The sequence below is a fragment of the Mesotoga infera genome (assembly GCF_900157305.1).
Lineage (GTDB): Bacteria > Thermotogota > Thermotogae > Petrotogales > Kosmotogaceae > Mesotoga > Mesotoga infera.
Map to the genome: position 1 here is coordinate 1,296,514 of NZ_LS974202.1, position 22,376 is coordinate 1,318,889.

Sequence of the window (22,376 nt, forward strand, 5' to 3'; positions counted from 1 at the left end):
AGGATCGGGATGATAGCTTTTTTTATAAAATGCCGGGCTTAGGGTCCGGCATATTGTTATTATATCCTTCTTAGGCTTGCTGCGCTTTATAGCGGGATTTGCTTGAAAAACACATTATCGCCGTAATGCATCAAAATTAAATCTACTCAAGAGAGAGTTAATGCATCAAAATAGAATCTATTCAAAATCGAATAGAAGGAGATTGAGAACACCTCCCTTTGAGTTAGATTTAGACTTCATTATCTGTATATCAACCAGTGATTCTTGAAAATGTGCTATATTACTCTTGAGTATATATAAATCTAGGGCTTCGTGAACCTTGCGAAGCTCATCTTTTTTTGTGGAGTCAATCCAGGGAGAGTTAAGAACTCTTTCGTAGGGAGTAGCGAACTTGTCGTATTTTTTCACTATTCTTGTACCATCTCTGGTCTTTTGGATCATCTTATGAGTAGGCTGGAAATGGTTGTTGTAGAGATTCAAGCTTGCATATAGCTCCTTCAAGATAGTCAGTTCCTCCAAAGTGTCGTATCTGTAATAGCCAACGGCCCTTCTGACCAAAGACCAATTCTTCTGTTCCACATGGGGATTATCGTTCTTGTTGTAACTCCGGGTTCTGGTAAAGACCAATCTTTCATCCAAGCAATACTTATACAAATGAGCATTAATAAACTCCGAACCATTGTCGGAATGAATTCCCAAAAGAGGGAAAGGAAGTAAAGCTCTCAATGCGATTATAGCTTCGAGGGTCCATCTTTGAGCTTTGTTCCTTATTGGTGCAACGACACTCCAACCACTGGCAACATCCACCATATTCAGGCTATAACAGAATTCTCCCGAACTATCACCTCCTTCGTGACCGACAAGATCCACCTCAACAAAACCTGGTTTTGTGTCATCCCATTCGTGATGAGTCTTTATCCTTATGTGTTTCTTCAAGAGAGTACCGGGTTTTGTATGTGACCTACCCTTCAGTTCCATCTTCTTCCTTTCACTTCGAAGAAGTCTATCCATTGTGGAGGAACTTATTTCCAAAAGCTTCTGCTTAACTTCTTCCCTCAAAGACAAATGACCATTCTTGTTCAGATTGTCTATCGCCTCTTCAATAATCGCTTTGAATCTCTTGCCGCAAGGAAAGTCCAGGATCTCCCATATCTCAACAAGTTTTCTCAATACTTCCAAATCATATTTCTTCTTTCTCCCGCGCCTCTTTGTGAATTTGCTTCTCTTGTTCTTCTTAGAATAACCCCTCCTAAGTATTAATGATGCATAGCTCCGGTTGTACTCAGTTACCTCAGTAAACTCGTTAAGAATTCTACTCTTCTCCTTCTTTCCAGACTTTCTGTACTTCTTTGAGTATTTCTCGATCAGTCCAGTCATGTCTATTCTCTTCATCTTCGCGTCAACCTCTTTCAACTTGTCATTCGCGAAGATTATCCCCTTTACCCTTACCTTTCGAGTAGTTTCATTTTTGATGCATCGTTACCCTTTTCAAGTAGATTTTTTGTGATGCATATCGGTCGCTTTGGAAAATGGCAGAGATAATGATATTATATCAATAAGAAAATAAGTTATATAGTCTGGATGTTATTTTTATTCTAGGGAGGTGAGTTTATTGAGATTCCAGATTATGTTGTCGGGAAGATCGGAGATTATTTCTCTCCCGCTTGATTACCGCTCCGGCTTCATTCATTTCTTTAAGAAGCTGGCGGAATCTTCCGAAATGATGGACATGTTCTATGCCCGTAAAAGTTATAAGCGGTTTTCTTTTTCGGTAAGGCTCGGTAGCGAAATGAGGATCGAAGGAGAAAGGCTTGAAGCGAAACTTCCTGCCATGGTTACTTTCTCAACGGGGGACCTGAGCGTCTTCAATTCGTTTCTCGGGTCTGCAACAAAGTTCTGGAGCTGGGAAGAGCCTTTGAGCATTTTCACCAACACGCTTTTCATTAGCGGCATTAATGTGCAGCGCCCTTTCCTAGTAAATAAGCCCTTTTTGAAATGCAAAAGTTACACGCATATCACTTTACGGGACCCAGAAAATCCCATTCTGTCACTTTCTACAAAAGACATGGAGAAATTCAATTTCACGCTAAATAGCTATATGAAAGAGAAGTTCACGGCCTTCACAGGCAGAATTCCGAAAGGCGAATTGTCTTTTGAAGCGGGAAGCGGCGAGTTCGAGCTAGTAAGGCATTATAACGGCTTTGTAGGGGGCTACCGGGGAGTTTTCGCCTTAAGCGGCCCTCCAGATTTGCTCCAGTTCGCTTACGATTACGGATTGGGGCATAGAACGGGCCAGGGGTTCGGACTGTTCTCGGCGGAGGTGTGATAAGATGGTATTCTATCCGTCAGATTGGCTATACAACGCTTCTGTGATCGGATTGGCAGTTGCCATCGCTGATTATTTCGAGGAGTCGGTTGTCAGTTTCAACGGCGATGGAACGATTACAATAGCCGACAGCTTCCTGAGCCATCTTTTCAAAAACCTGAAAGAGGCAAAAGATGATCTTCCTTCGAAACTGTCGGTGTCGCCTTCCAGTAGAGAAAGCGCAAATTTCGCCTCTCGCATCCCGCTTATGGCGTGGCTCTTTTTAAGAAGAGCCGCCGATCATATTAAAGAGGGGAACGCTTTCAAAAAGGAAAGGGAGAAGATAGAAGCCACCGATCTGAAAGATCCGCTCCCGGTATTCAATGCCATAAGGCCGAAATATTTCTTCAAGGACGGGCCGTTCGTGAACGCTATCGGCGCCGGGACGAAGGATGTCGCGGCTAGAGTGGCCGAACTATTCGGCTTCCCTGAAGAGCTGGAAGAGTATAGCCTTCATTGCAGCTTTTGTGGCAATTCTTTCAGAGTGCCAAAGGAAAAGCGGAGGCTCTTCATCGACAACATCCTCGTCGGCTATGCGGGCGCCTCCGTAAAAGAATTCCCTAACGCTTACTGGAATTTCGAGCCATCGACACCTATCTGCCCGGTCTGCAGCGTGGCAATTTTCTTTCACATCTTCGCGCTCCAGCAGTCTCCAGACAGGCAGTTCTTCTTCGTAAACTCGCCATCCTTTGCGCTTTCCAGGGAACTCATGAGGCAAATGGAAATATTCAGCAAAAAGCCTGACGGCGTATTCTTCAGAAACATCGTGGATAGGCTGACGAAAATCGCTGCAATCCAGACAGGCTGGGGGAGCATGGGGATAGAGATATACAGGATAATCGGAGACCCGCCGGGCAAGTATCAGGAAGTGAAAGTCACGAAGATAAGCCATGCAATCGTTGACAAATTAATGGCCTCTCCGTCGATCGGAGGGTATCTACGATCGATAAATTCTACCGGCCTGTACGAAGCCTTTATTGCCGAGGACTACGGAAAACTATTCCAGCTTCTGTACCTGGCTAACAAGCATAACGCGACCGGGGCAAAATCCAGCGCAATAGAAATCGAACGGCTCGTAGGGAGAACCGATTTTCGAGCGATTAGCGCAATGGCGGGTTGCCTGCCAGATTTGCTGTACGAAGGGATGGGATATGGAGGTGAAGAGATGGAACTAAAAAGGATACGGTCGGAAACCAGAGAAATTTTTAATAGCAGGGCTGTAAGGGCAAGTCAGGAAGGTGGCGAGGATAGGCTTTTATCCTCTATCGGAAGGATAGCTTATCAGCTGATCGAAAAGACGAGGCTGGGAAACAGACTCGAGGCCAACTACCTTCTCACACGGACCTTCACGGCCAACGGCGAGCCTCTCCCGAAAAGCCTGTGGGAAATCATAGCAACAGGCTCGGAGGAAGAGTTTAAGCTCGGGGTGTACGCGTTCATAGATACGGTCGCCGGAATATTGAAAGAAACGGAGAGCCAAAAAGTAAAGGAGGAAGGGAAATGAACGACACGAAAAACAACATGAAAGGCATTACCGGAACTGTTATTTTCGAGTCTTCCGCATTGAACAGGGACCAGAGCGTCGGCAATATCACGACTCTCAAAAAGCTAAGTGTCGGGACGGATTCATTCGTCTTCCTGAGCAGGCCGTGGGTTACCAATAAGCTATTCTCGACGCTCGCCGAAATCTATCCCGATAGCTGGAAACTCGGCGAGCTAACCTCTAGCAAAGGCGTAATACAACACAGGCTACTGGATACGCAGGATAAAGAGCTGAAAATTTTCCAGGACATAGTCAGGAGCGCAGAGCTGGACGCTTTTGGATATATGAGCACTGCCGCAAAACCTAAGAAAAGAGGAAAAGACACTCAAAAGGAGGAGGAAGGCCCTCAAGAAGAAGATAAAAGCTCATCCACCACGCTTTCGCGAAAAGCCGCCGTTTCTCTCACTAAGGCGATCGCCCTGTATCCCTGGAGGGGCGATATGTCTTTCTACGCCAATCACGCTTTTGTGAGCAGGATGAACGCAAGCACTGATAGAACGGCTGGAAAACTGGAAACCCCGAACCCTTATTCCCGCGAGGAGGATTACAATCTTTTCAAATTCTCCTTCACTATCGATCTCACCAGATTTGGGAAAGATCTCTGGGTTTTCGACGAAGCTACTATGAAAAAGCTTTCCGGCAATCTGAAGGAATTTGAGGAAGAAATAGTGAAAGCCGGGGGGAAGGTGCTCTGCGATACAAAAGCCGGATCAATATATTTCGAGCTTAACAAAGAGAAGAAAATAGAAAGGGTCCTACAGATACTGGATGTCATTAAAAATGGGCTTCTTGCCCAGTGCGCTGGGGAAAATTATGGCATACTCCCCTCTTTTATGATAGTGGCTGGCCTAAAGGCTCCGGTCCCCCTCTTCCATCCGGACATCTATTTCGACAAGGGCAGCGGTGAACTTTCCTTTTCCTCGCTATCTAGAACGATAGCCCAAAACGACTACATAATACGCGAAAACGGAACCACTCTTGTTCACGCCTCAGGGAAAGAGAAAATGGCCGGCTGGAAAGCGGAAGGCTCGATAGAGGACTGGAAAGACTTCATAGATAAGTTGAAAGAGTGTATGTGAGGGGTGCGTTAATGAGAGCCCTAAAGATAAAGGTATGGCAGGATTCTGCGCATTTTAGGGTCCCGCATACCACAAGGACACTTCAGACGCTTCCAGTGCCCATGTTTTCGACCTTGCTTGGTTTTCTATGCACCCCGCTCGACGAAGATGGAAGAAAGCGCCTTCTGGAAGGCATACAGCTCGCGGTATATTCGAGGCACACGGCAGGCTTCGAAGACAGAATCTGGTACAGGAACATGTCGATAAAGCAGCACTTGGGAAGGTTTGGCAGCAGAGAATCGCGCCTTGCCGACAACCGGGTCGAGCACGCAGGAGGACAGAGCCCCGTGACAATCGAGAGGCTTCATGATGTCACGACTATCATATACACTATATGCGATGCCGGGGTTATGTCGGAACTTGAAAGAATCTTTTCCGACGGAAGCATATCGCTCTCCCTGGGACTAGCCGAAGACACCGTTCTTGTAAGGGAAGCGCGGGTGATGGATTTTGGTGATAACCCCGAACCGTTCCAAGGAAAGGTTGATTTCTTCTCATGGCTTCCGGAAAGAAACGACGGCGAGGGCTTACCCTCAAACTATAATGAATTTTTTTCGCACATCCCCGGTAATACGAGGCTTGTGAGCTCCAGATACAGCATCGTAAACATAGGCGGGGTGGCGGTGAGGGATTTCACATACTCCCGGTGCAAGCTTTTTAGCCCCCGGGGGCTGCCAGTAAGTTTTACCGATCCGTACAGCTTTTACACCGACCATGCGGAAAAGATCCCGCTCTGGTTCGCCGTTCAAAAGGAGGTGGCACAGTGAAAGCGGAAGAGTTTATGGCAAAGTCTTCTCCCGCAATAAGTCTTATAGATCACAGCAAGGATGTAGAAAGGATTGCGAGTGGCCTTGGCGAACCAGCACTCAAACTTTTATCTTTGCTTCACGATGTGGGGAAGGTCTCGCCATCTTTTCAGAGAAAGCTGGGCAATGAGCGGTTCTCGGATATTGATCCGCGCTTTCAGCTTGATGTGCCGCACAACATACTCTCGCTGTTCTATATAGACAAGCGCAGGCTATACGAGACATTTGCGCAGGACAGCCGACTGATACTCTCCGCAATAGCCTTCCATCACTACAGGGAAAGCATGGGCCAGTACTTGTTAAGGCCTGGAAAACTGGCAGTTGCTGCTAAAGAAATGAAAGCTCACGAGGCGGAGATAAATGAAGCTCTATCCGGTTTGGACAGAGAATTTGGCCTTGGCGGGCTCTTGAAAATTGACTCGCAGATGATTGAGAGTATAATCGGTGGGGCTTCCTTGCTGGATATGGATATACTAATCCCCCCCTACAGGTTGGATTTCTCGATTATAAGGCAGGTTAAATCCATTGGGGCGACCCGCAGATTGGTCACACTCTCTGGCTTCTTGAAATATTCGGACCATCTGGCCTCATTCCTCGAAGACGCCGGCCAGAGGGATTTCAAGATACCCGAGATCCCGGACAGATATCCGGCCGTTCTCTTGCAAATGAAAAACTCGGGAATTCCCGACAGCGATAATTGGCAGAAACGTAAAATGACAACCGGGAACACCATATTGCTCGCGGGAACTGGCAGCGGGAAGAGCCTCTTCGCGCTCATGTGGGCCGGAAACAGGCAAATGATTTTCACTCTTCCTCTCAGGGCGGCGGTTAATGCTATGTACGGAAACGTGTCCAAAATTCTTGGGAGTGATACTACCGGACTTCTACACTCTGACGCCAATCTGCAGACCGACCGAAATGACGAAGAGCTGAACGGGTTCACTCTCGATCTGGCAAGGCAGCTTTCCCTGCCAAATATAATCACCACCGGTGATCAAATATTCCCTTCGGCCTTGAAATATCCGGGATACGACAGGATCTACGCCATAGCCTCCAGAAGCGCGGTAGTGATAGATGAAGTTCAAGCTTACAGCCCCGTAGCATCTGCCGTGGTCGTAAAGCTGCTGGAAGACATATCCGCCATGGGAGGAAAATTCCTTCTCATGACCGCCACACTCCCGCTTCATATAAAAGAGGAAATAGAGGCGAGGTGTACCCTGAACGGTGGCTTTGAATTTGTTGACATGTACGGTGAGCTCTTCGGAGGTACCAGGAAACACAGGATAGCGGTCGTTGGAAAGCCGTTGACAGAATCTGTGCCTGAGATCCTGGCCCGCTTGGGCGAGGGGAAAAAGGTCCTCGTAATAGCCAACACAGTCAAGCGGGCACAGGAGATATATCAAAAGCTCAAGGACGAAAATGGCGACACAAAAGAAAGCATCAGGCTTCTTCATTCAAGGCTGACTATGGAAGATAGGATGGAAAAGGAAAAAGAGGTTCTGGAAAAATTCCCTAACAGCCTGGAAGGCGAACCGGGAATACTCGTCTCCACGCAAGTGGTAGAGGCCTCGCTCGATTTATCTTTCGATTATCTATATACCGACATATCTCCAATAGACAGCCTTGTGCAAAGGATGGGAAGAGTCCTTCGGCACATACGCGAACCATTTGAGTACAAGGGCAGTGCCAATGTAATCATCCATGTGGCTCAAAATAAGGGAAAGATAGCAAACACAGAAGTCTATAACAATAGCTTGGTGGAATCCACCCTAAAAGCCCTTGCGAAATCTGCCGGAGTGGATAATTTTATACCCGAGCTCGGCGAAATGTACACTATTGAAGAGCCTCTAACCGAAGAAGACAAAAAAGAGCTGATCGAAACGGTTTTCTCAAGTTTGAAAGGAAGCGACTATCTAAACGAATTTGAAGAAGCGCTAAAGATTCTGGAGAGCGGCTGGTTGTCCGACAGGAAAGAAGAAGCACGTCGCATCTTCAGGGATATTTCTCAGACCGCTGTTATCCCGGAAACCCGTCTGAACGAAGCTGTGAAGTCGATAAGAGAAATGATAGGAATGGCTGACTGGAAAGGGTTCAAGAAAAACATAGTGGCTAAATTTGTGGTGAATGTGAGCCAGAATTCCCTCTGGAAAAGGGAAAAAACGGAACTGGTGAAACTGCTGGAACGTAGTTTTGGTATTAGCGACAGAAAACTGCTCCGTTACGCTAAAGGGATATACGTTGTAAAAGGTTTTACATACGACAGAGAGCTCGGCTTGAAATAACGGCTGTGGTCTTTGACAATTCCGTCGACCTGAAAAGAGGGCAAAACGCCGGGGGATCGACGCAATGGCTGGTTTCATATTGCAGAGCCATTTTTCGCGATCAAACTCCCGGGAGAAGTGCGTTGAAACTTTGCCCGCCTGTGCAAAAAAAGCGAGGTTGACGAAATAAAACGCAACATTCCTCTGAAAAGCCTTCGCAAGGGACAATATGGCTGATTATGCGGCGACTTCTAAAACCACCGGTTCATAAGCTTTTTTATTATAATAATAGTAAATGGGTTTCGAATCAACCAAAGAGGGATATAAACATTGCAGACGACTATGCACAACTAGACGTGATTAGAGTTTCGAATCAACCAAAGAGGGATATAAACATGGTTGTAGTACCATCTGTATATACAAATTGGATTCTCGTTTCGAATCAACCAAAGAGGGATATAAACCCACACTTTATGACAATGTTTTCAGTTCCGTTCAGGGTTTCGAATCAACCAAAGAGGGATATAAACGCTTTACCTACGACCCTACTCTTGTAGAGGCCGTGTTTCGAATCAACCAAAGAGGGATATAAACTAGTATTTTTCAAGCTCTTTCTTCACATCGTAGAGCGAGTTTCGAATCAACCAAAGAGGGATATAAACCTTCTCTCTTTTCCACGACGTTGCGCAAGCGAGCTGCGCCGTTTCGAATCAACCAAAGAGGGATATAAACACTGTGATTGAGAACTCTGGCAGATTGATTGTGTCGTTTCGAATCAACCAAAGAGGGATATAAACAACGAAAGAGCAACAGGAAGTTTTGAGTCTGGCGAGGTTTCGAATCAACCAAAGAGGGATATAAACTCAGGTGAGTTTCAATTTCGCCTGATAATATTAGGGTTTCGAATCAACCAAAGAGGGATATAAACAAAATCAGTTCCCCGGCGGAGAGGCTTATACTTTTGATCGTTTCGAATCAACCAAAGAGGGATATAAACAAAGCTCGAACGTGAGCACGCCCGCACTCGGACTTCCGTTTCGAATCAACCAAAGAGGGATATAAACCGCGCCCCTCTATGAACTTCTTTCTGAGTGACTTCAGTTTCGAATCAACCAAAGAGGGATATAAACCGACCGGCGGGATCCCCTCGAAAAACTCGACGATGTGTTTCGAATCAACCAAAGAGGGATATAAACGTTCTATTGTCTTCGTGAATGCCGCGTCCGCTTCTTGTTTCGAATCAACCAAAGAGGGATATAAACTACTTCAATTGCCGAGAAGTGTGCGTGAAGGATTCTGTTTCGAATCAACCAAAGAGGGATATAAACTTCAAACTGTCGTTTTCAGAGTCCGTCGGACACGTTTCGAATCAACCAAAGAGGTATATAAACACCGACACAGTCGGTACAAATGCAACTACCAGCTACGTTTCGAATCAACCAAAGAGGGATATAAACCTTCTCTTTTTTCGACGACATTTCGGAGGCGAGCTACACGTTTCGAATCAACCAAAGAGGGATATAAACGTTTGCGCTGATTCCGGCCCTCTCGGCCAGTTCTGTTTCGAATCAACCAAAGAGGGATATAAACCGTCATCCCACCATTCGTGTCTTGTTGCAGAGACGGTTTCGAATCAACCAAAGAGGGATATAAACACAACATGAGGGACTACCCAAACATAATACTGTATTGCGTTTCGAATCAACCAAAGAGGGATATAAACTTGCACGAAGCGGTACACGCAATGTGTGACACATTTCAGTTTCGAATCAACCAAAGAGGGATATAAACTTGTGATATTTCCGGGGCCATAAAGATATATCCCCCGTTTCGAATCAACCAAAGAGGGATATAAACGCAAGCCGGCGACAATAAAGATAGACGGTCCGAGTTTCGAATCAACCAAAGAGGGATATAAACTCTTTGCCGAGATGTCTCTGGATGACATGCCCTGGCGTTTCGAATCAACCAAAGAGGGATATAAACAAGGTACAGATTTTTTACCTGAAGGAGAAGTGTCTGGTTTCGAATCAACCAAAGAGGGATATAAACATATAAAAATTTTTCGTCGTAACAATAGGTTTGTTAGCGTTTCGAATCAACCAAAGAGGGATATAAACATATACCAGTGCATTTCTAACTGGAATGATTTCTCGTTTCGAATCAACCAAAGAGGGATATAAACGTAGGCCCGTCTCCGATCTCGTTGATATAGAGAAAGTTTCGAATCAACCAAAGAGGGATATAAACTCTTCAAATGTCTGATAGAAAAGAAGCATCTGGTCGTTTCGAATCAACCAAAGAGGGATATAAACCTCTCAACGACATCTCGGGATATGCCAGAAGCGGCGTTTCGAATCAACCAAAGAGGGATATAAACTACCTATTGATGAAGACTTCCCGAGTTTCGAGCAGGTTTCGAATCAACCAAAGAGGGATATAAACTCGGTCGAGTGATGTACTCCGTGCAGGCTGAGTGTTTCGAATCAACCAAAGAGGGATATAAACCTCTGACGAAAGCCTCTGAAAGTACGGGCGCTCCGTTTCGAATCAACCAAAGAGGGATATAAACTTCCGGCCCTCTCGGCCAATTCCTCTTGAGACAGTTTCGAATCAACCAAAGAGGGATATAAACCGAAACCGAGAAGCTCTCAAAAGCCAAAGACAATCGTTTCGAATCAACCAAAGAGGGATATAAACTATCTACGCACACCTCGAAAATCAATGGACTAGCGTGTTTCGAATCAACCAAAGAGGGATATAAACCCGGTATACCTATACGATCATTCAGGAATTACCGTTTCGAATCAACCAAAGAGGGATATAAACTTCTCCGCGAGAGCCATGAAAACGCTTGCATACGCCCTTGTTTCGAATCAACCAAAGAGGGATATAAACAGGAGAGGCTGGACTCAATAGGAAAATCCGAGAACGGTTTCGAATCAACCAAAGAGGGATATAAACTAACAATATAATCAGGATATTTATCTAGCTCCTCTAGTTTCGAATCAACCAAAGAGGGATATAAACCCGATCCAGCCTTGATATGATTGGCCTCTATGGCGTCAGCCGTTTCGAATCAACCAAAGAGGGATATAAACAATGTCTATCTTTGTCATCTGCAAACTCTATATTGTTTCGAATCAACCAAAGAGGGATATAAACCCAAACAGCTTGATGAATTTCGAGCTGTGATTGCTTTGTTTCGAATCAACCAAAGAGGGATATAAACCCCAGAACGAGGCGAAAGACTTGAAGAAGATTGCTCAGTTTCGAATCAACCAAAGAGGGATATAAACTTCTCCGCGAGAGCCATGAAAACGCTTGCATACGCCCTTGTTTCGAATCAACCAAAGAGGGATATAAACTAACAATATAATCAGGATATTTATCTAGCTCCTCTAGTTTCGAATCAACCAAAGAGGGATATAAACCCGATCCAGCCTTGATATGATTGGCCTCTATGGCGTCAGCCGTTTCGAATCAACCAAAGAGGGATATAAACAATGTCTATCTTTGTCATCTGCAAACTCTATATTGTTTCGAATCAACCAAAGAGGGATATAAACTATCTATATATTCACGTTCTTTTGTAGGAGGGTATAGTTTCGAATCAACCAAAGAGGGATATAAACGTGAAGTGTTGTCGCTGTTCGCACAGGAAACACGCGAGTTTCGAATCAACCAAAGAGGGATATAAACACATTCCGAATACCCCTGGATGATCGCAAACATCGAGTTTCGAATCAACCAAAGAGGGATATAAACTTGCTGGCTACCGCATGGATAGCCAGCGTAAAGCAGTTTCGAATCAACCAAAGAGGAATATAAACCTTCGATCTCTGTTTCTCGTAGGAGGCAAACATGGTTTCGAATCAACCAAAAAGGAATGTAAACTCCAAAGATAAACTTGAGCTGAAGATTATAACGTTTCGAATCAACCAAATAGGAATGATAAACAGGCTTAAGAGACTTGAATTTTTCCTATGAAAGGCGTAGCAAACGTAACTTTCGGATGTTAGCATTAACCTTGGAATCATAATTATCAAATAGTGAATTTAAACGATGTAATTTTTATTTGCTGCGAATTATCCAACGAGGAGTTAGAGCCGGTTTGTCCGGCTCTTTCGCTTTCAATCATCCACGACACCAGGGTATGGAACTGCCGTTCGGAAGAGCGTCTCTTCGGTACACGATTAAGAATAGGTCGATCTGCCCAGGGTACCTCTTTGATCATTCAAGACCCAAAAGCGGAAATTCGCTGACCTCGCTGTATCACTCTCCTTTCAAATGGTTTAGCTACAACAACTAAAAGACTGAAGCTGAAGATGAATAAGTCAGACTTTGAGATAAAAGAAAGATGCGAAAAAAAGCGTCCCATTTTGTATCCGAGACACCCTACATAAAAACGAAGTCCTCGAGATAACTTAATTGATAGGTTGACAACGCGAAATCCTTTACAGGCTTGAGGTAAAAGCGACCTCTGGCTTTCTTGGAAATCCAGCAGAACAAACATCAACACGCTCACGACCTTCACAATCTCTATAAACTTTTCGGGTCTGTGGGCTCGTGCGTTTTGTCTTTTTATGTTGAGCTCGGGATGATAATATTGATATCATTACGGATATTCGAGGTGGGATATGGATAGAGAGACGGTAAGACTGACACTTCTGGCCGAAGCGCTGGAGCTGAGCCGGAAAGACCGTATTGAATATTACGCATTCGATGAGCTGGACGCTTTTTTCGATAGAAAGAAAGCATTTGAATTCGCCGGGGCTTTGAAGCGCGGATTTTTGTTGGATCAGCCTTTGGAAGCGATAATGGAGAATGGTTTCTTCAGAGGTTATTTCGCGGGGCTTATGCTCTCGAGTGACAGCCTTTCTTATGAGAAGAAAGAAGAGATGGCGAGAATTCTTATGGAGAGGTTTCTCGTTGATTTGAAGAAAGTGGATGATGCGTTGCCGGGTATGGAAGAGTTTTTCGATTCTGCGAAGCGTTTCGAGAAGCTTTTCTTTCCGTTTTATAAGGATAATTATCGCGAGCGGGCGAAGATGGATTTTAGAGATAACTTACTGATGTACTGGTGTTTCAAGAATAGAGAATATTACATCCCTATAATCCTCTGGGGTAATGAACTGGCCTCGTTTCTTTGTGAGATCGCAGATAAGGAGAAGTTTGAAGGTGAGTGGGGAGAGAAGCTGAGAAAGATTTTGCCTCCGACCCTGGCCTATTATTCGATAGTCAAATTTGCTGGCTATAGTGTGGATATAAATCTTCCGAGGGCCGAAAGCATTACAAGTTCGCTGTTCCCAATGCTGGTGCTTTTGGGTAATGAGAAGTTGACTTCGCGACAGCTGTCGGAGTTTATAATGAGCATTGCCCATTTTACAACGATCGATGTTTTGCTTGTCCCGGTGGCAATGGTTGCCGGGGGAAGTGATGAAGAGAGGGCCAAGAGCATTGAGATTATCAACTGGATCTACACTTTGATGGACGATTCGATGCTTGGTTTGGTATTAAGCCTTTCCAGCGGTGTGGCTAGAAATGGCTTTCTGTACGAGCTAGTGATGTCTAACGATTTCGCTAATCTCTTTGACAGGCTGAAGATTCTCCTGGAAGGTCTTAGTAAGGATAATTTATCCAGTGCGCTTGCGGCTATTGCGAGCGCCCTTGATGAGAAGGAGGAGCCTAGAGATAGCGTTGAAAAGTTTATAGAGTATCTCATGACGCTTGAGCTTTCTTCGGGAGTCGAGGTTTCCGGGATTTTGCTCAGTAGAAAGTACGGGTTTGAGCATGAGGAGTTCTTCAAGAAGGGTGTGAATGGCAATATATACGGTGGATTCGATTATTCATTCTTAAAGAAAATTGCGCGCCACACTTTCAGCTTTCTCGATGAGCTCTACGAGCAGATGGTACTGGGTTATGAGAATAGATACAGGCCGGAATATATTATTACCAATGTTGAAGCGATGCTGGTACCCTCCTTTCTTTCATGCGAAGATGAAGAGATCGAATACTCGAGAGCGCCGATGTACACGCTTATAAACTCTGTGATGGAGCTCGACGATGCCGACGAGGTTTTCAATGCTATCGTGGCTTATTGTAAGAAGTATCCCTACAACTTTGAATTTGTAAATGCCCTAATGCTTGTGTCTGCATTTGAGGTCGATAATGTGATTAAGCTTTTGTTCGATGCCGCGGAAAGGGCTTATGGGATTCTGTCGAGGATCGTTGTTGACAAAGACGGGGATATATATCTCAAGGGTAGTGAAGAGAGCCCGTCCAATAAGGAGTTCGTGAATCTGATCGATAACTATGTGGACCAACTGGTCACGAAAAAGGATTATAGAAGGGTGCTGAAGGTTGCAGACACCGCCCTTCCACTTTTAAATTTGGAAGACTCAAAATCACTTCTCGCGAACTCTTTGATCGCTCACTGGAGGATGAAGGACTATAAGAGGTTGCCTGAATTGTTTGAAGAGGTCGATGACGAAAGCGACCCGAAAGCCCTGATGGTTATGGCTCTGATGAATTATGTCAATAAAGAGATAGACGACGCAGAAAGAATTATTCTGAATATTCTGGAGCAGTTTCCCCACTTCATCCAGTTTCTGCTCAGGAATGAAGAACCAACCAATGAAGACTTCGATAAAGAAGAAGAGTTTGACTATAAACACCAGAGAAAGATTGACGCACTGTTTCTCGCCGAAGAGTTCAGAGAGGACTGGTTTAAGCTCAAGGGCGCTAAGGAATGGCTGAAGAAAGTTCAGAAGGTCTTTGATGAGGTCAACACGGAGTGGTGAGAGACGTTGTGAGTAGTAGGTCGCGAGCCGGCAAGAGCTAGATGCCGGATCAGGTCCGGCATGACGGGAGGGGCTGTCATCCCGGGCTCCGACCCGGGATCCACTCCTTAGAAAACCGTGATTCTGAGTCAAGCTCAGAATGACGGGAAGAAGGAAAGACCGGGATCCTGACTTGGAGCACGCCAGGATGACCCGAAGGGGCCATCATCCCGTAGTGTGCCAATCCTGTCATCCCGTAGTGCCTGTCCTGATGAGCCTGCCCTGAAATGATCCTATTCAGGGATCTTATTCAGGGTCATCTCGTTAACGCCCCACTCATGTCATCCCGTAATGCTCTTATACGGGATCTCGCTCTTCTCGCTCTTTCGAAGGACCGGGATGCCGGATCAGGTCCGGCATGACGTGAAGGAGGAAGAACGTGATTCTGGCTAGGAACATGCCAGAATGACGTTAGGGGGCTGTCATCCCGGGCTCCGACCCGGGATCCACTCCTTAGAAAACCATCGAGTAGGAGAGGGGCGGAGCCCCTCGTCCTCTCACAGAACCGTGCGTACGGGCCTCGTACACGGCTCATGGATCGAGTATCGGATACTTCGACAGGGGATGATAGTACGATGTCATATCGAATAAGTTCATCTCTTCAAAGAACCTGTTGGGAATGGCGTAATTGACTGCTTTTGTGTGAGAAGAGCGCCATTTGTTCATTCTCAAATTGACTTTCTCTTCCCATCCAGCCCTTCTAAGGACTCTGTTCAGTTTCTTTGTGCTCTTCCACTGGTGTAGTATGATGGCTCTAAGCCTTCTCCTTATCCAGCTCAAAAGCCCTCTCAAGGTAGATTGTAAGTCTACTATCCTGAAATAGCTGGCAAATCCTCTCAACAGTGGATTTAGCTCTTTCACTATTTCCTTTACCGGTGTGCTCTGGTTCCTTCTTGTAAGTCCCTTGACCTTTCCCTTGAACCTTTTCAATCTGGATTTCTCTATCCCAACTCTCTCGCCTTTTATTTCGAAGCCAAGAAAGTGAAAGCCCTCCTCCAGTGTTGTGATTCTCGTCTTGTTTCTGTTGACCTTGAGCTTCATGTCAATCTCCAGTATGTTGATCGCGATTGCCAGAAACTCTCGGGCTTCTTCCTGGGTTTTCGAGAAGATTAATATGTCGTCTGCATATCTGACTATCCTTATTCCTCTGGCTTTCATCTTCTGGTCGAACTCGTCCAGGTAGATGTTCGCCAGCAGGGGACTTATTACACCACCCTGTGGACTGCCAGTTTCTGTTGCCTTCCAGACTCCATCTTCCATTACTCCGCTCTTCAGCATTGCGCGTATGAGTTTGAGTATCTTTCCATCACTCACTCTCTCTGCTACGGAGTCTATTATCTTCTCATGATCCAGAGTGTCGAAACATTTGCTCAGGTCAAGTTCCACTACATTGCACAGACCGTATTTGGATGCAAAAGCTTTCGCCTTCTCCACCGCCTGCCAGGCATTTCTTCCCTTTCTGTAACCGTAACTGGAGGGATGGAATCTTTCCTCGAATATAGGTTCCAGTATCTCCTTGAGAGATTGTTGTACCACCCTGTCTCTCACAGTAGGTATTCCCAATTGCCTTGTTTTACCATCTGCTTTTGGGATTTCTACTCTCCTGAGTGGCATGGGCATGTACTCACCGCTCTTGATTTCTTCGGATAATCTCTCGATTTCTTCAAGGAGTTTCTCCCCGAATGATTTTACGGTTACTCCGTCTATCCCAGGAGCTCCTCTGTTGGAGTTTACCCTGTGATAGGCTTTCAATAGGTTCTTCTTCGAATAGACTTTGTCGATTAGACTGTAATACTTCATCTCTTTCTCCTGCATGCTCCCTTCCAACAGCTCCAGCCTCAGATATTGTTGCGACAATTAATGACTGGCTTCTCTACCCTCCCGGGAATATGTACCTTGTCTTTAACTGTCTGACCTAAGTCTCTTCACTGTCTTCCGATCACATTTCTTCGATCCTTCTCCCCTTCGCAAGTGATGGAGCCTTTCGACCTCCTCATCACCCCCTTGGCTTATAGCCAAGGTCCCTTCTCCTTTCGGAGAGGTTCTTCACTACTACGGGTTCATCTGCCATCCTCCTGAGCTTTCCCTTAACTTGGATCTCCTCCTTGCTAACGGTTACCCCTTTCGGACTCATGAGGACTTCCCCGGGTAAGATACACCACTTTCATCCGAATCCTGCCATCCGAACCTTTACAGCTGGAGTCAGGGCTTTCCCTTATCTCGCAGGGTTACCCTCTGTAACGGCCATCTCTGGTTCACTTTCGTTCAGTTCCGGACTTTGCCTCGGGCTTCCTTCAGATTCACCGTTACCAGTGACACCCTTGCCTCTGGCTAATGCTTCTTTGACTCCCCACATTCGGGTCTTTCACCCTATAGTTGTGTACCATGCCGGGCGCACGTGATTCTGAGTCAAGCTCAGAATGACGGGAAGAAGGAAAGATCGGGATCCTGACCAGGAGCACGTCAGGATGACGTTAGGGGACTGTCATCCCGTGGAGCCTGTCCTGAAGAGCCTGCCCTGGAATGATCTTATTCAGGGATCAAATTCAGGACTCTTATACGGGATCTCATGTCGACATCAACAGTAAAACAAGAAAAACACCTGTAGAAAATGTGAAAAGCATCGATAGGAATAGGTGTGAAATCCCCCTCATTATAAACTTCCGGACAAGTAAAAATATTCCTACAAAATGGAACTTGTGTATCTTTGGGCTTATACAAACTAAATCAAGAGTGCTATTCATATCTATTAGGACGCCTCCTGGCTTTTGATAGGTATGACTGCGTATTTATCTTAAGACAGGAGCATCCTTTTTCAATTTTTTCTCTTCATCTTTTTCTTGATAACTTGCTAACTTGGCACAGGTCCAGGATGAGGCACCATATACTAGAGAAAATGTAGAATTTGTAATTCTTTCATTCTTTGTCGAGAAATATATCAATAATCGCCTTTACTTCCCACTTAATGGGCGCAGAGGGCTTTCTTTTTCTTTGGAAGACGTGAAGAAATGCGATAAGATTAAGTGCGATTATATTTTGCTAATAATTTACAAACAATGTGAATACATAAGAAATATGTCTTTTTGACCTACGTCATAGCTCATATCATAAATAATGTTTCAATCGCTTCTATTTAATCTAAAAGGAACATCTATAACAATACTTGTATCATGGAGGATGTGTTTTGAGACTAAGAGCTGTTTTCGACAACGAAAAAGGGATTTCTCTTCCCCTTAGTTATTCATATCTTCTTCAATCAGCGATATATGATGCACTTTCAAATTTGATTCCAGATAGTCATGATTTTGGATTGAATGTCAATGGAAGAATTTTGAGACCATTCACGTTCTCTCGGCTTGCCGGCCAAAGCCGACAGATTAAAGAGGGCTTTATAAGCTTTACTCCACCAATAAATCTGCATTTTTCATCGCCTCTTGAAGATTTCGCACAGGCCTTTGCAAACGGGCTGCTTAAAAACGGCGGAATGGAACTCAAAGGAGAAAAACTCGAACTGAAATCTATAGAAGTTGAGCCTGAACCACCTAATATAGGCTCTATAGATGCAAGAACAATCTCCCCTATCACAATTTATTCGACTCTTACAACACCCGATGGAAAAAAGAAGACTTACTTCTACAACCCGACAGAAAAGGACTTTACTGTTCAGCTCAAAGAAAATCTCAATAGAAAGGCAATCGCACTGGGTAGCCCTGTAAGAGCGGGAGAATCCTTCTCCTTCAAACTTGCTTCAAGACCAATTCAGCGTATTGTGAAATACAAAGACTTCGTCCAGATCGCCTGGGATTTCAGCTTCAAGTTGAATACAGATCCAGAACTGATAGCGATAGCTTTCGACTGGGGGTTGGGTTCAAAGAATGCGCAGGGTTTTGGAATGATAGAAATCGTAGAAAGGAGGTGACAAGGTGCTCAAATCGACCTATGACATTGGCCAAATAGTGGCCAAAGGAAAAGACGAAACACAAATGTACATAACTGATATTGGGGATGCTTACATTCACGAATTGGCCATAATACTCATAAAGAACGGAGAAACACTCCAATATTCCGGTTGTGAAAAAAGAGAGAAGACGCGCCGCAACTATCTCTTCCGTGAGAAAAAGGGGAACATCAAAATTCCTATCTCCCTTACTCTAAGGGATGCCGGTAAAGGAGCAGAAGTAATTCTAGAAAAGTTCATCAATTTCGGCGAACACAACAAAACTCCTATTGCCAGCAAAGTGGCTAGCGCTCTTTTAGAGTCAAAAGTAGCTATCTGCACATCCCTCGATGAGATGGCAGGAAATCTTCCAAAAAAGGAGGGAAGATTCTACACAGTTGTAATAAGAGAAGCAGACAGGGAATTATACCCTGGAGATCTTGATGAATTCAAAGAAATCTTCCTGAGAAACATTGTCAGTATGCCAAGTGATAATACTGGAATCTGCTTTGTTTGTGGAGAGGAGAAAGGCATCGGAATGAAGGCGAGCGACATTTTCAAGTTCGCATCTTTCGACAAGCCCGGGTTTGCCCACGAGATGGACGACAAAAACTACTATGTGAACATGCCTCTCTGTGAAGATTGCTTCTCAAAAATTTCTCTTGGTAAGAGAGTTCTAGATGAAGAACTTTCAATGAATTTCTACGCATCGAAGGTTTACATCATACCAAGGTTTCACTCTTCAGATAATGAACTGCTCGAGGAGAAGGTCAACGAAATAAGAGACATAAAGAGAATTTCTGATCTAAAAGATACTGTGAGAAAGGACAATCCTTACAGAAATTTTGAAACCTACATGCTTTATGACATTTCTGAAGGGTCATACTCCACTTTGAATTTCATCTTCTATACGGTGAACAATCAGGAGATGAAAATAAACCTCAGCATCTTAGACGTTCCTCCAAGTCGTTTGCGTAATATGTCTAGAAAGATTTCAGATATTGAAGGAGAACTACGGAATGTGTTTGGTACACAAGAATACTCGCCTTCCGTTCTATTTGGATCGATGTACGACGTCTTCAAAGACAACCGACTGAGAACCTTTTTCGATTACATTGAAGCGCTATTTAAAAATCAACGGGTTTCGTTAACCCCTTTAAAGAGAGGAACACTTGAACTCATTGGTTCAAAAAAACTCAGGGGTGAACCTTACGCCACCAAAGCCAAGCAACTTATCACTATTGCTCTTTTCATAGAAAGGCTTCAGCAAAATGTGGAAGGAGGTATCCCTTTAATGGAAAAAGACAGAGAAGACAGGATCAAGGAATTCTTCGAAAAGTATCCGGCCTTTTTCAGGACTGATGAAGAGAAATTCCTTTTCATCTTAGGCCAGATTCACTCGAGAATTGCGAGATTCCAAAGAGAGAAAAATATCGCAAGCACTGTCGATCTTAAGCTTAAGGCTTATAACATGAGACCACTAGACTTCATGAATCACTTTAAGGATCTAAAATGGAAAACGACACAGTACTCTAACGAAATGGATTTTACCAGAGTGTACGGACCAATCATGAACCTCTTTCAGATAGCCGACAAATACCTTATTCCAAGCGGCTATGACTGGAAAGCTTCTATTGAAGATTTGAATTATGCCTTCTTGGCTGGAGAGCTAGCAACTGGAGTCTTCAGGAGAGAAACCGATCAACTTGAACTTGAAACAGATACAGTTCAGGAAATTGAACAATAGAACTCTAAGGAGGAGATGAAAATGTCAATTAAGAACCGTCACGAAATTTTGTTTATCTATGATGTGAAAGATGGAAATCCAAACGGAGATCCGATGGATAGCAATAAGCCTAGGATGGATGTAGCAACTGGTGTAAATATAGTTTCTGATGTTCGACTGAAGAGAACTATTCGAGATCATCTAGCGGAAAAAGGCGAAGAGCTCTTTGTGTCAGGAGATCCAATAACCTCGGAGAAGAGGGCTTCTCTCTTGATAACTGATCTTACGGATGAAACCTACAATAAAAAAGCGGTTGAAGAAGCCCTCAAATTGCATAAACGAGAAGGGGCATCGAAGCTTCTTCTTGAGAAATGTATAGACTTGCGACTCTTTGGTGGAACAGTACCATTGACAGGATTAAACATGTCAATCACAGGACCCGTTCAGTTTCGTTTTGGTAGATCACTGCACGTGGTCGATCCTGTATTCACGCAAGGAACAGCCGCTTTTGTATCACAGGAAGGAAAGGAGCAAAGGAGCTTTAGGGAAGAGTGGACGCTCAACTATTCTTGTATAGCATTTTACGGAGTGATAAATCAGAATACAGCCCGGCATACGTTAATGAGTGATTTGGATCTCAATAAGATGCTTGATGCCATATGGAATGGCACTAGGGATCTCATCACTCGCTCCAAGATGGAGCAGCTCCCACGATTGCTCCTAGATGTTGTGTATAACGAGGGAGCCAACTTCCATATTGGAGAGCTCGACAAAGGAATCAAGTTTCAATCAGAAATAATGGAAGAGAAAGTCAGAGGCGTATCTGATTTCAAACTGGAGATATCAGGTCTCAAAGAGATGATTACTAAATACCACAGCAGAATACAGGAGATAAGATATAAGGTTGATCCCAGACTGAAGTTGGTGGAAAACGGTTCACCCTTCGATCTAGAAAATCTGCTCGAAGGAAAAATGAAACAATTGGCAGAGTGAGGTGAGGCCTTATGAAGGTCCTCGCTTTTGATATTTCGAGCGACTATGCCCATTTTCGACAACCATACTCGACAACATCCTCTTTGACGTATGCGATTCCTCCCAGAACAGCAGCTCTGGGTATAGTAGGAGCAATAGTTGGTATAGACAGTGGTGGCTTTGGTCAGAGTAAACACATTGCCGAGCTTGAAAAGGCAAATACAAAAATCGGCGTGCGGTTAATGAGAAAGGTCGAAAAGACACGCTTCAGTATTAACTATTCATATACAAAAGCTGATGCCTCGACCAAAAATGTACAGCATATCCAAGTCCCTGTTGAAATGGTAAAAGACCCAGTGTATAGATTCTATGTAACTGCAGATGTCAAACTTCTGGAAAAACTTGAAGACATGACGATCAATTCTGAATGCTATTACACTCCATATCTCGGAATAAGCGAATTCATAGCCCAAGTAAAGTATGTTGGAACTTACAGCGCTGAAGTAGAAACAGCAGACAAAATCTACACAGCTGTTCAAATGGCGAAGAGAACTAATCTTCTTTTCTCTAATGGTCAAAAGATATTCATGGAAACTCACGCAGCATCCATGAACAGTGAAAGGAGAGTTACCAAATACGTAGAAGTAGCTTATGAAGAGGAGGGTAATCCTTTGAAGCTGAGGTCTGTTGATCCTGATTCTCTGGTAGTGAAGATCTTTACAGAAACTGGCGAAGAGGCAGTGATGCTCTGGTGAGTACCGTAAGATCTCACCAGGAAAGGCTTCTGGAACACCATACACTTGGCG

General features: G+C 44.5%; 13 protein-coding genes and 1 CRISPR repeat array. Of the genes, 10 read left to right on the forward strand and 3 right to left on the reverse strand.

Going from position 1 to position 22,376, the window contains the following annotated elements:
- Positions 1-177: 177 nt before the first annotated feature.
- A complete protein-coding gene (locus tag MESINF_RS05880; protein ID WP_169700878.1) occupies positions 178-1,377 on the reverse strand; it encodes a DDE-type integrase/transposase/recombinase in 1,200 nt (399 codons plus the stop codon).
- A 235-nt stretch (positions 1,378-1,612) separates the two neighbouring features.
- On the opposite strand from MESINF_RS05880, the gene cas6 (MESINF_RS05885) reads away from it, so the two are divergent.
- From cas6 (MESINF_RS05885) to MESINF_RS05910, 6 genes are all read left to right on the forward strand, one after another.
- On the forward strand, positions 1,613-2,326 hold the full coding sequence (cas6, locus tag MESINF_RS05885) for a CRISPR-associated endoribonuclease Cas6 (RefSeq protein WP_169698959.1): 714 nt from the start codon (positions 1,613-1,615) through the stop codon (positions 2,324-2,326).
- A gap of 4 nt (positions 2,327-2,330) precedes the next feature.
- Entirely contained in the window at positions 2,331-3,869 is a 1,539-nt protein-coding gene (cas8a1, locus tag MESINF_RS05890) for a type I-B CRISPR-associated protein Cas8b1/Cst1 (protein ID WP_169698960.1), read from the forward strand.
- A complete protein-coding gene (cas7i, locus tag MESINF_RS05895) occupies positions 3,866-4,987 on the forward strand; it encodes a type I-B CRISPR-associated protein Cas7/Cst2/DevR (RefSeq protein ID WP_169698961.1) in 1,122 nt (373 codons plus the stop codon). Before cas8a1 ends, cas7i begins: the two co-directional genes overlap by 4 nt.
- An 11-nt stretch (positions 4,988-4,998) precedes the next feature.
- Positions 4,999-5,793 carry a CRISPR-associated protein Cas5 gene (gene cas5, locus MESINF_RS05900; protein ID WP_169698962.1) on the forward strand — a complete coding sequence of 265 codons (795 nt, stop codon included), beginning with the start codon at positions 4,999-5,001 and terminating at the stop codon, positions 5,791-5,793.
- Complete coding sequence (cas3, locus tag MESINF_RS05905) at positions 5,790-8,114, forward strand: CRISPR-associated helicase Cas3' (RefSeq protein ID WP_169698963.1); 2,325 nt, start codon at positions 5,790-5,792, stop codon at positions 8,112-8,114. The genes cas5 and cas3 overlap by 4 nt, the downstream gene beginning before the upstream one ends.
- Positions 8,115-8,392: 278 nt before the next feature.
- Positions 8,393-12,052: direct repeats of the CRISPR family, unit length 30 nt; unit sequence GTTTCGAATCAACCAAAGAGGGATATAAAC.
- 681 nt (positions 12,053-12,733) lie between these two features.
- Positions 12,734-14,896 carry a hypothetical protein gene (locus MESINF_RS05910; protein WP_169698964.1) on the forward strand — a complete coding sequence of 721 codons (2,163 nt, stop codon included), beginning with the start codon at positions 12,734-12,736 and terminating at the stop codon, positions 14,894-14,896.
- A gap of 570 nt (positions 14,897-15,466) precedes the next feature.
- Here MESINF_RS05910 and ltrA read toward each other — a convergent pair.
- Both ltrA and MESINF_RS05920 read right to left on the reverse strand, forming a co-directional pair.
- On the reverse strand, positions 15,467-16,735 hold the full coding sequence (ltrA, locus tag MESINF_RS05915) for a group II intron reverse transcriptase/maturase (RefSeq protein ID WP_169700879.1): 1,269 nt from the start codon (positions 16,733-16,735) through the stop codon (positions 15,467-15,469).
- Between the two features lie 196 nt (positions 16,736-16,931).
- Positions 16,932-17,069 carry a hypothetical protein gene (locus MESINF_RS05920; protein WP_169698557.1) on the reverse strand — a complete coding sequence of 46 codons (138 nt, stop codon included), beginning with the start codon at positions 17,067-17,069 and terminating at the stop codon, positions 16,932-16,934.
- Between the two features lie 1,050 nt (positions 17,070-18,119).
- Here MESINF_RS05920 and cas6 (MESINF_RS05925) point away from each other — a divergent pair.
- Genes cas6 (MESINF_RS05925) through cas5b form a run of 4 tightly spaced genes read left to right on the forward strand, consistent with a single transcriptional unit; the run spans position 18,120 to position 22,325 of the window.
- A complete protein-coding gene (cas6, locus tag MESINF_RS05925) occupies positions 18,120-18,854 on the forward strand; it encodes a CRISPR-associated endoribonuclease Cas6 (protein ID WP_169698965.1) in 735 nt (244 codons plus the stop codon).
- Between the two features lie 4 nt (positions 18,855-18,858).
- Positions 18,859-20,619, forward strand: coding sequence for a TIGR02556 family CRISPR-associated protein (locus MESINF_RS05930; protein ID WP_169698966.1), 1,761 nt, complete (start codon positions 18,859-18,861; stop codon positions 20,617-20,619).
- A 21-nt stretch (positions 20,620-20,640) separates the two neighbouring features.
- Positions 20,641-21,591 (forward strand): type I-B CRISPR-associated protein Cas7/Csh2, encoded by a 951-nt coding sequence (gene cas7b, locus MESINF_RS05935; protein WP_169698967.1) that lies wholly within the window; start codon positions 20,641-20,643, stop codon positions 21,589-21,591.
- A gap of 11 nt (positions 21,592-21,602) precedes the next feature.
- On the forward strand, positions 21,603-22,325 hold the full coding sequence (cas5b, locus tag MESINF_RS05940; protein WP_169698968.1) for a type I-B CRISPR-associated protein Cas5b: 723 nt from the start codon (positions 21,603-21,605) through the stop codon (positions 22,323-22,325).
- The last annotated feature ends 51 nt before the right edge of the window (positions 22,326-22,376 follow it).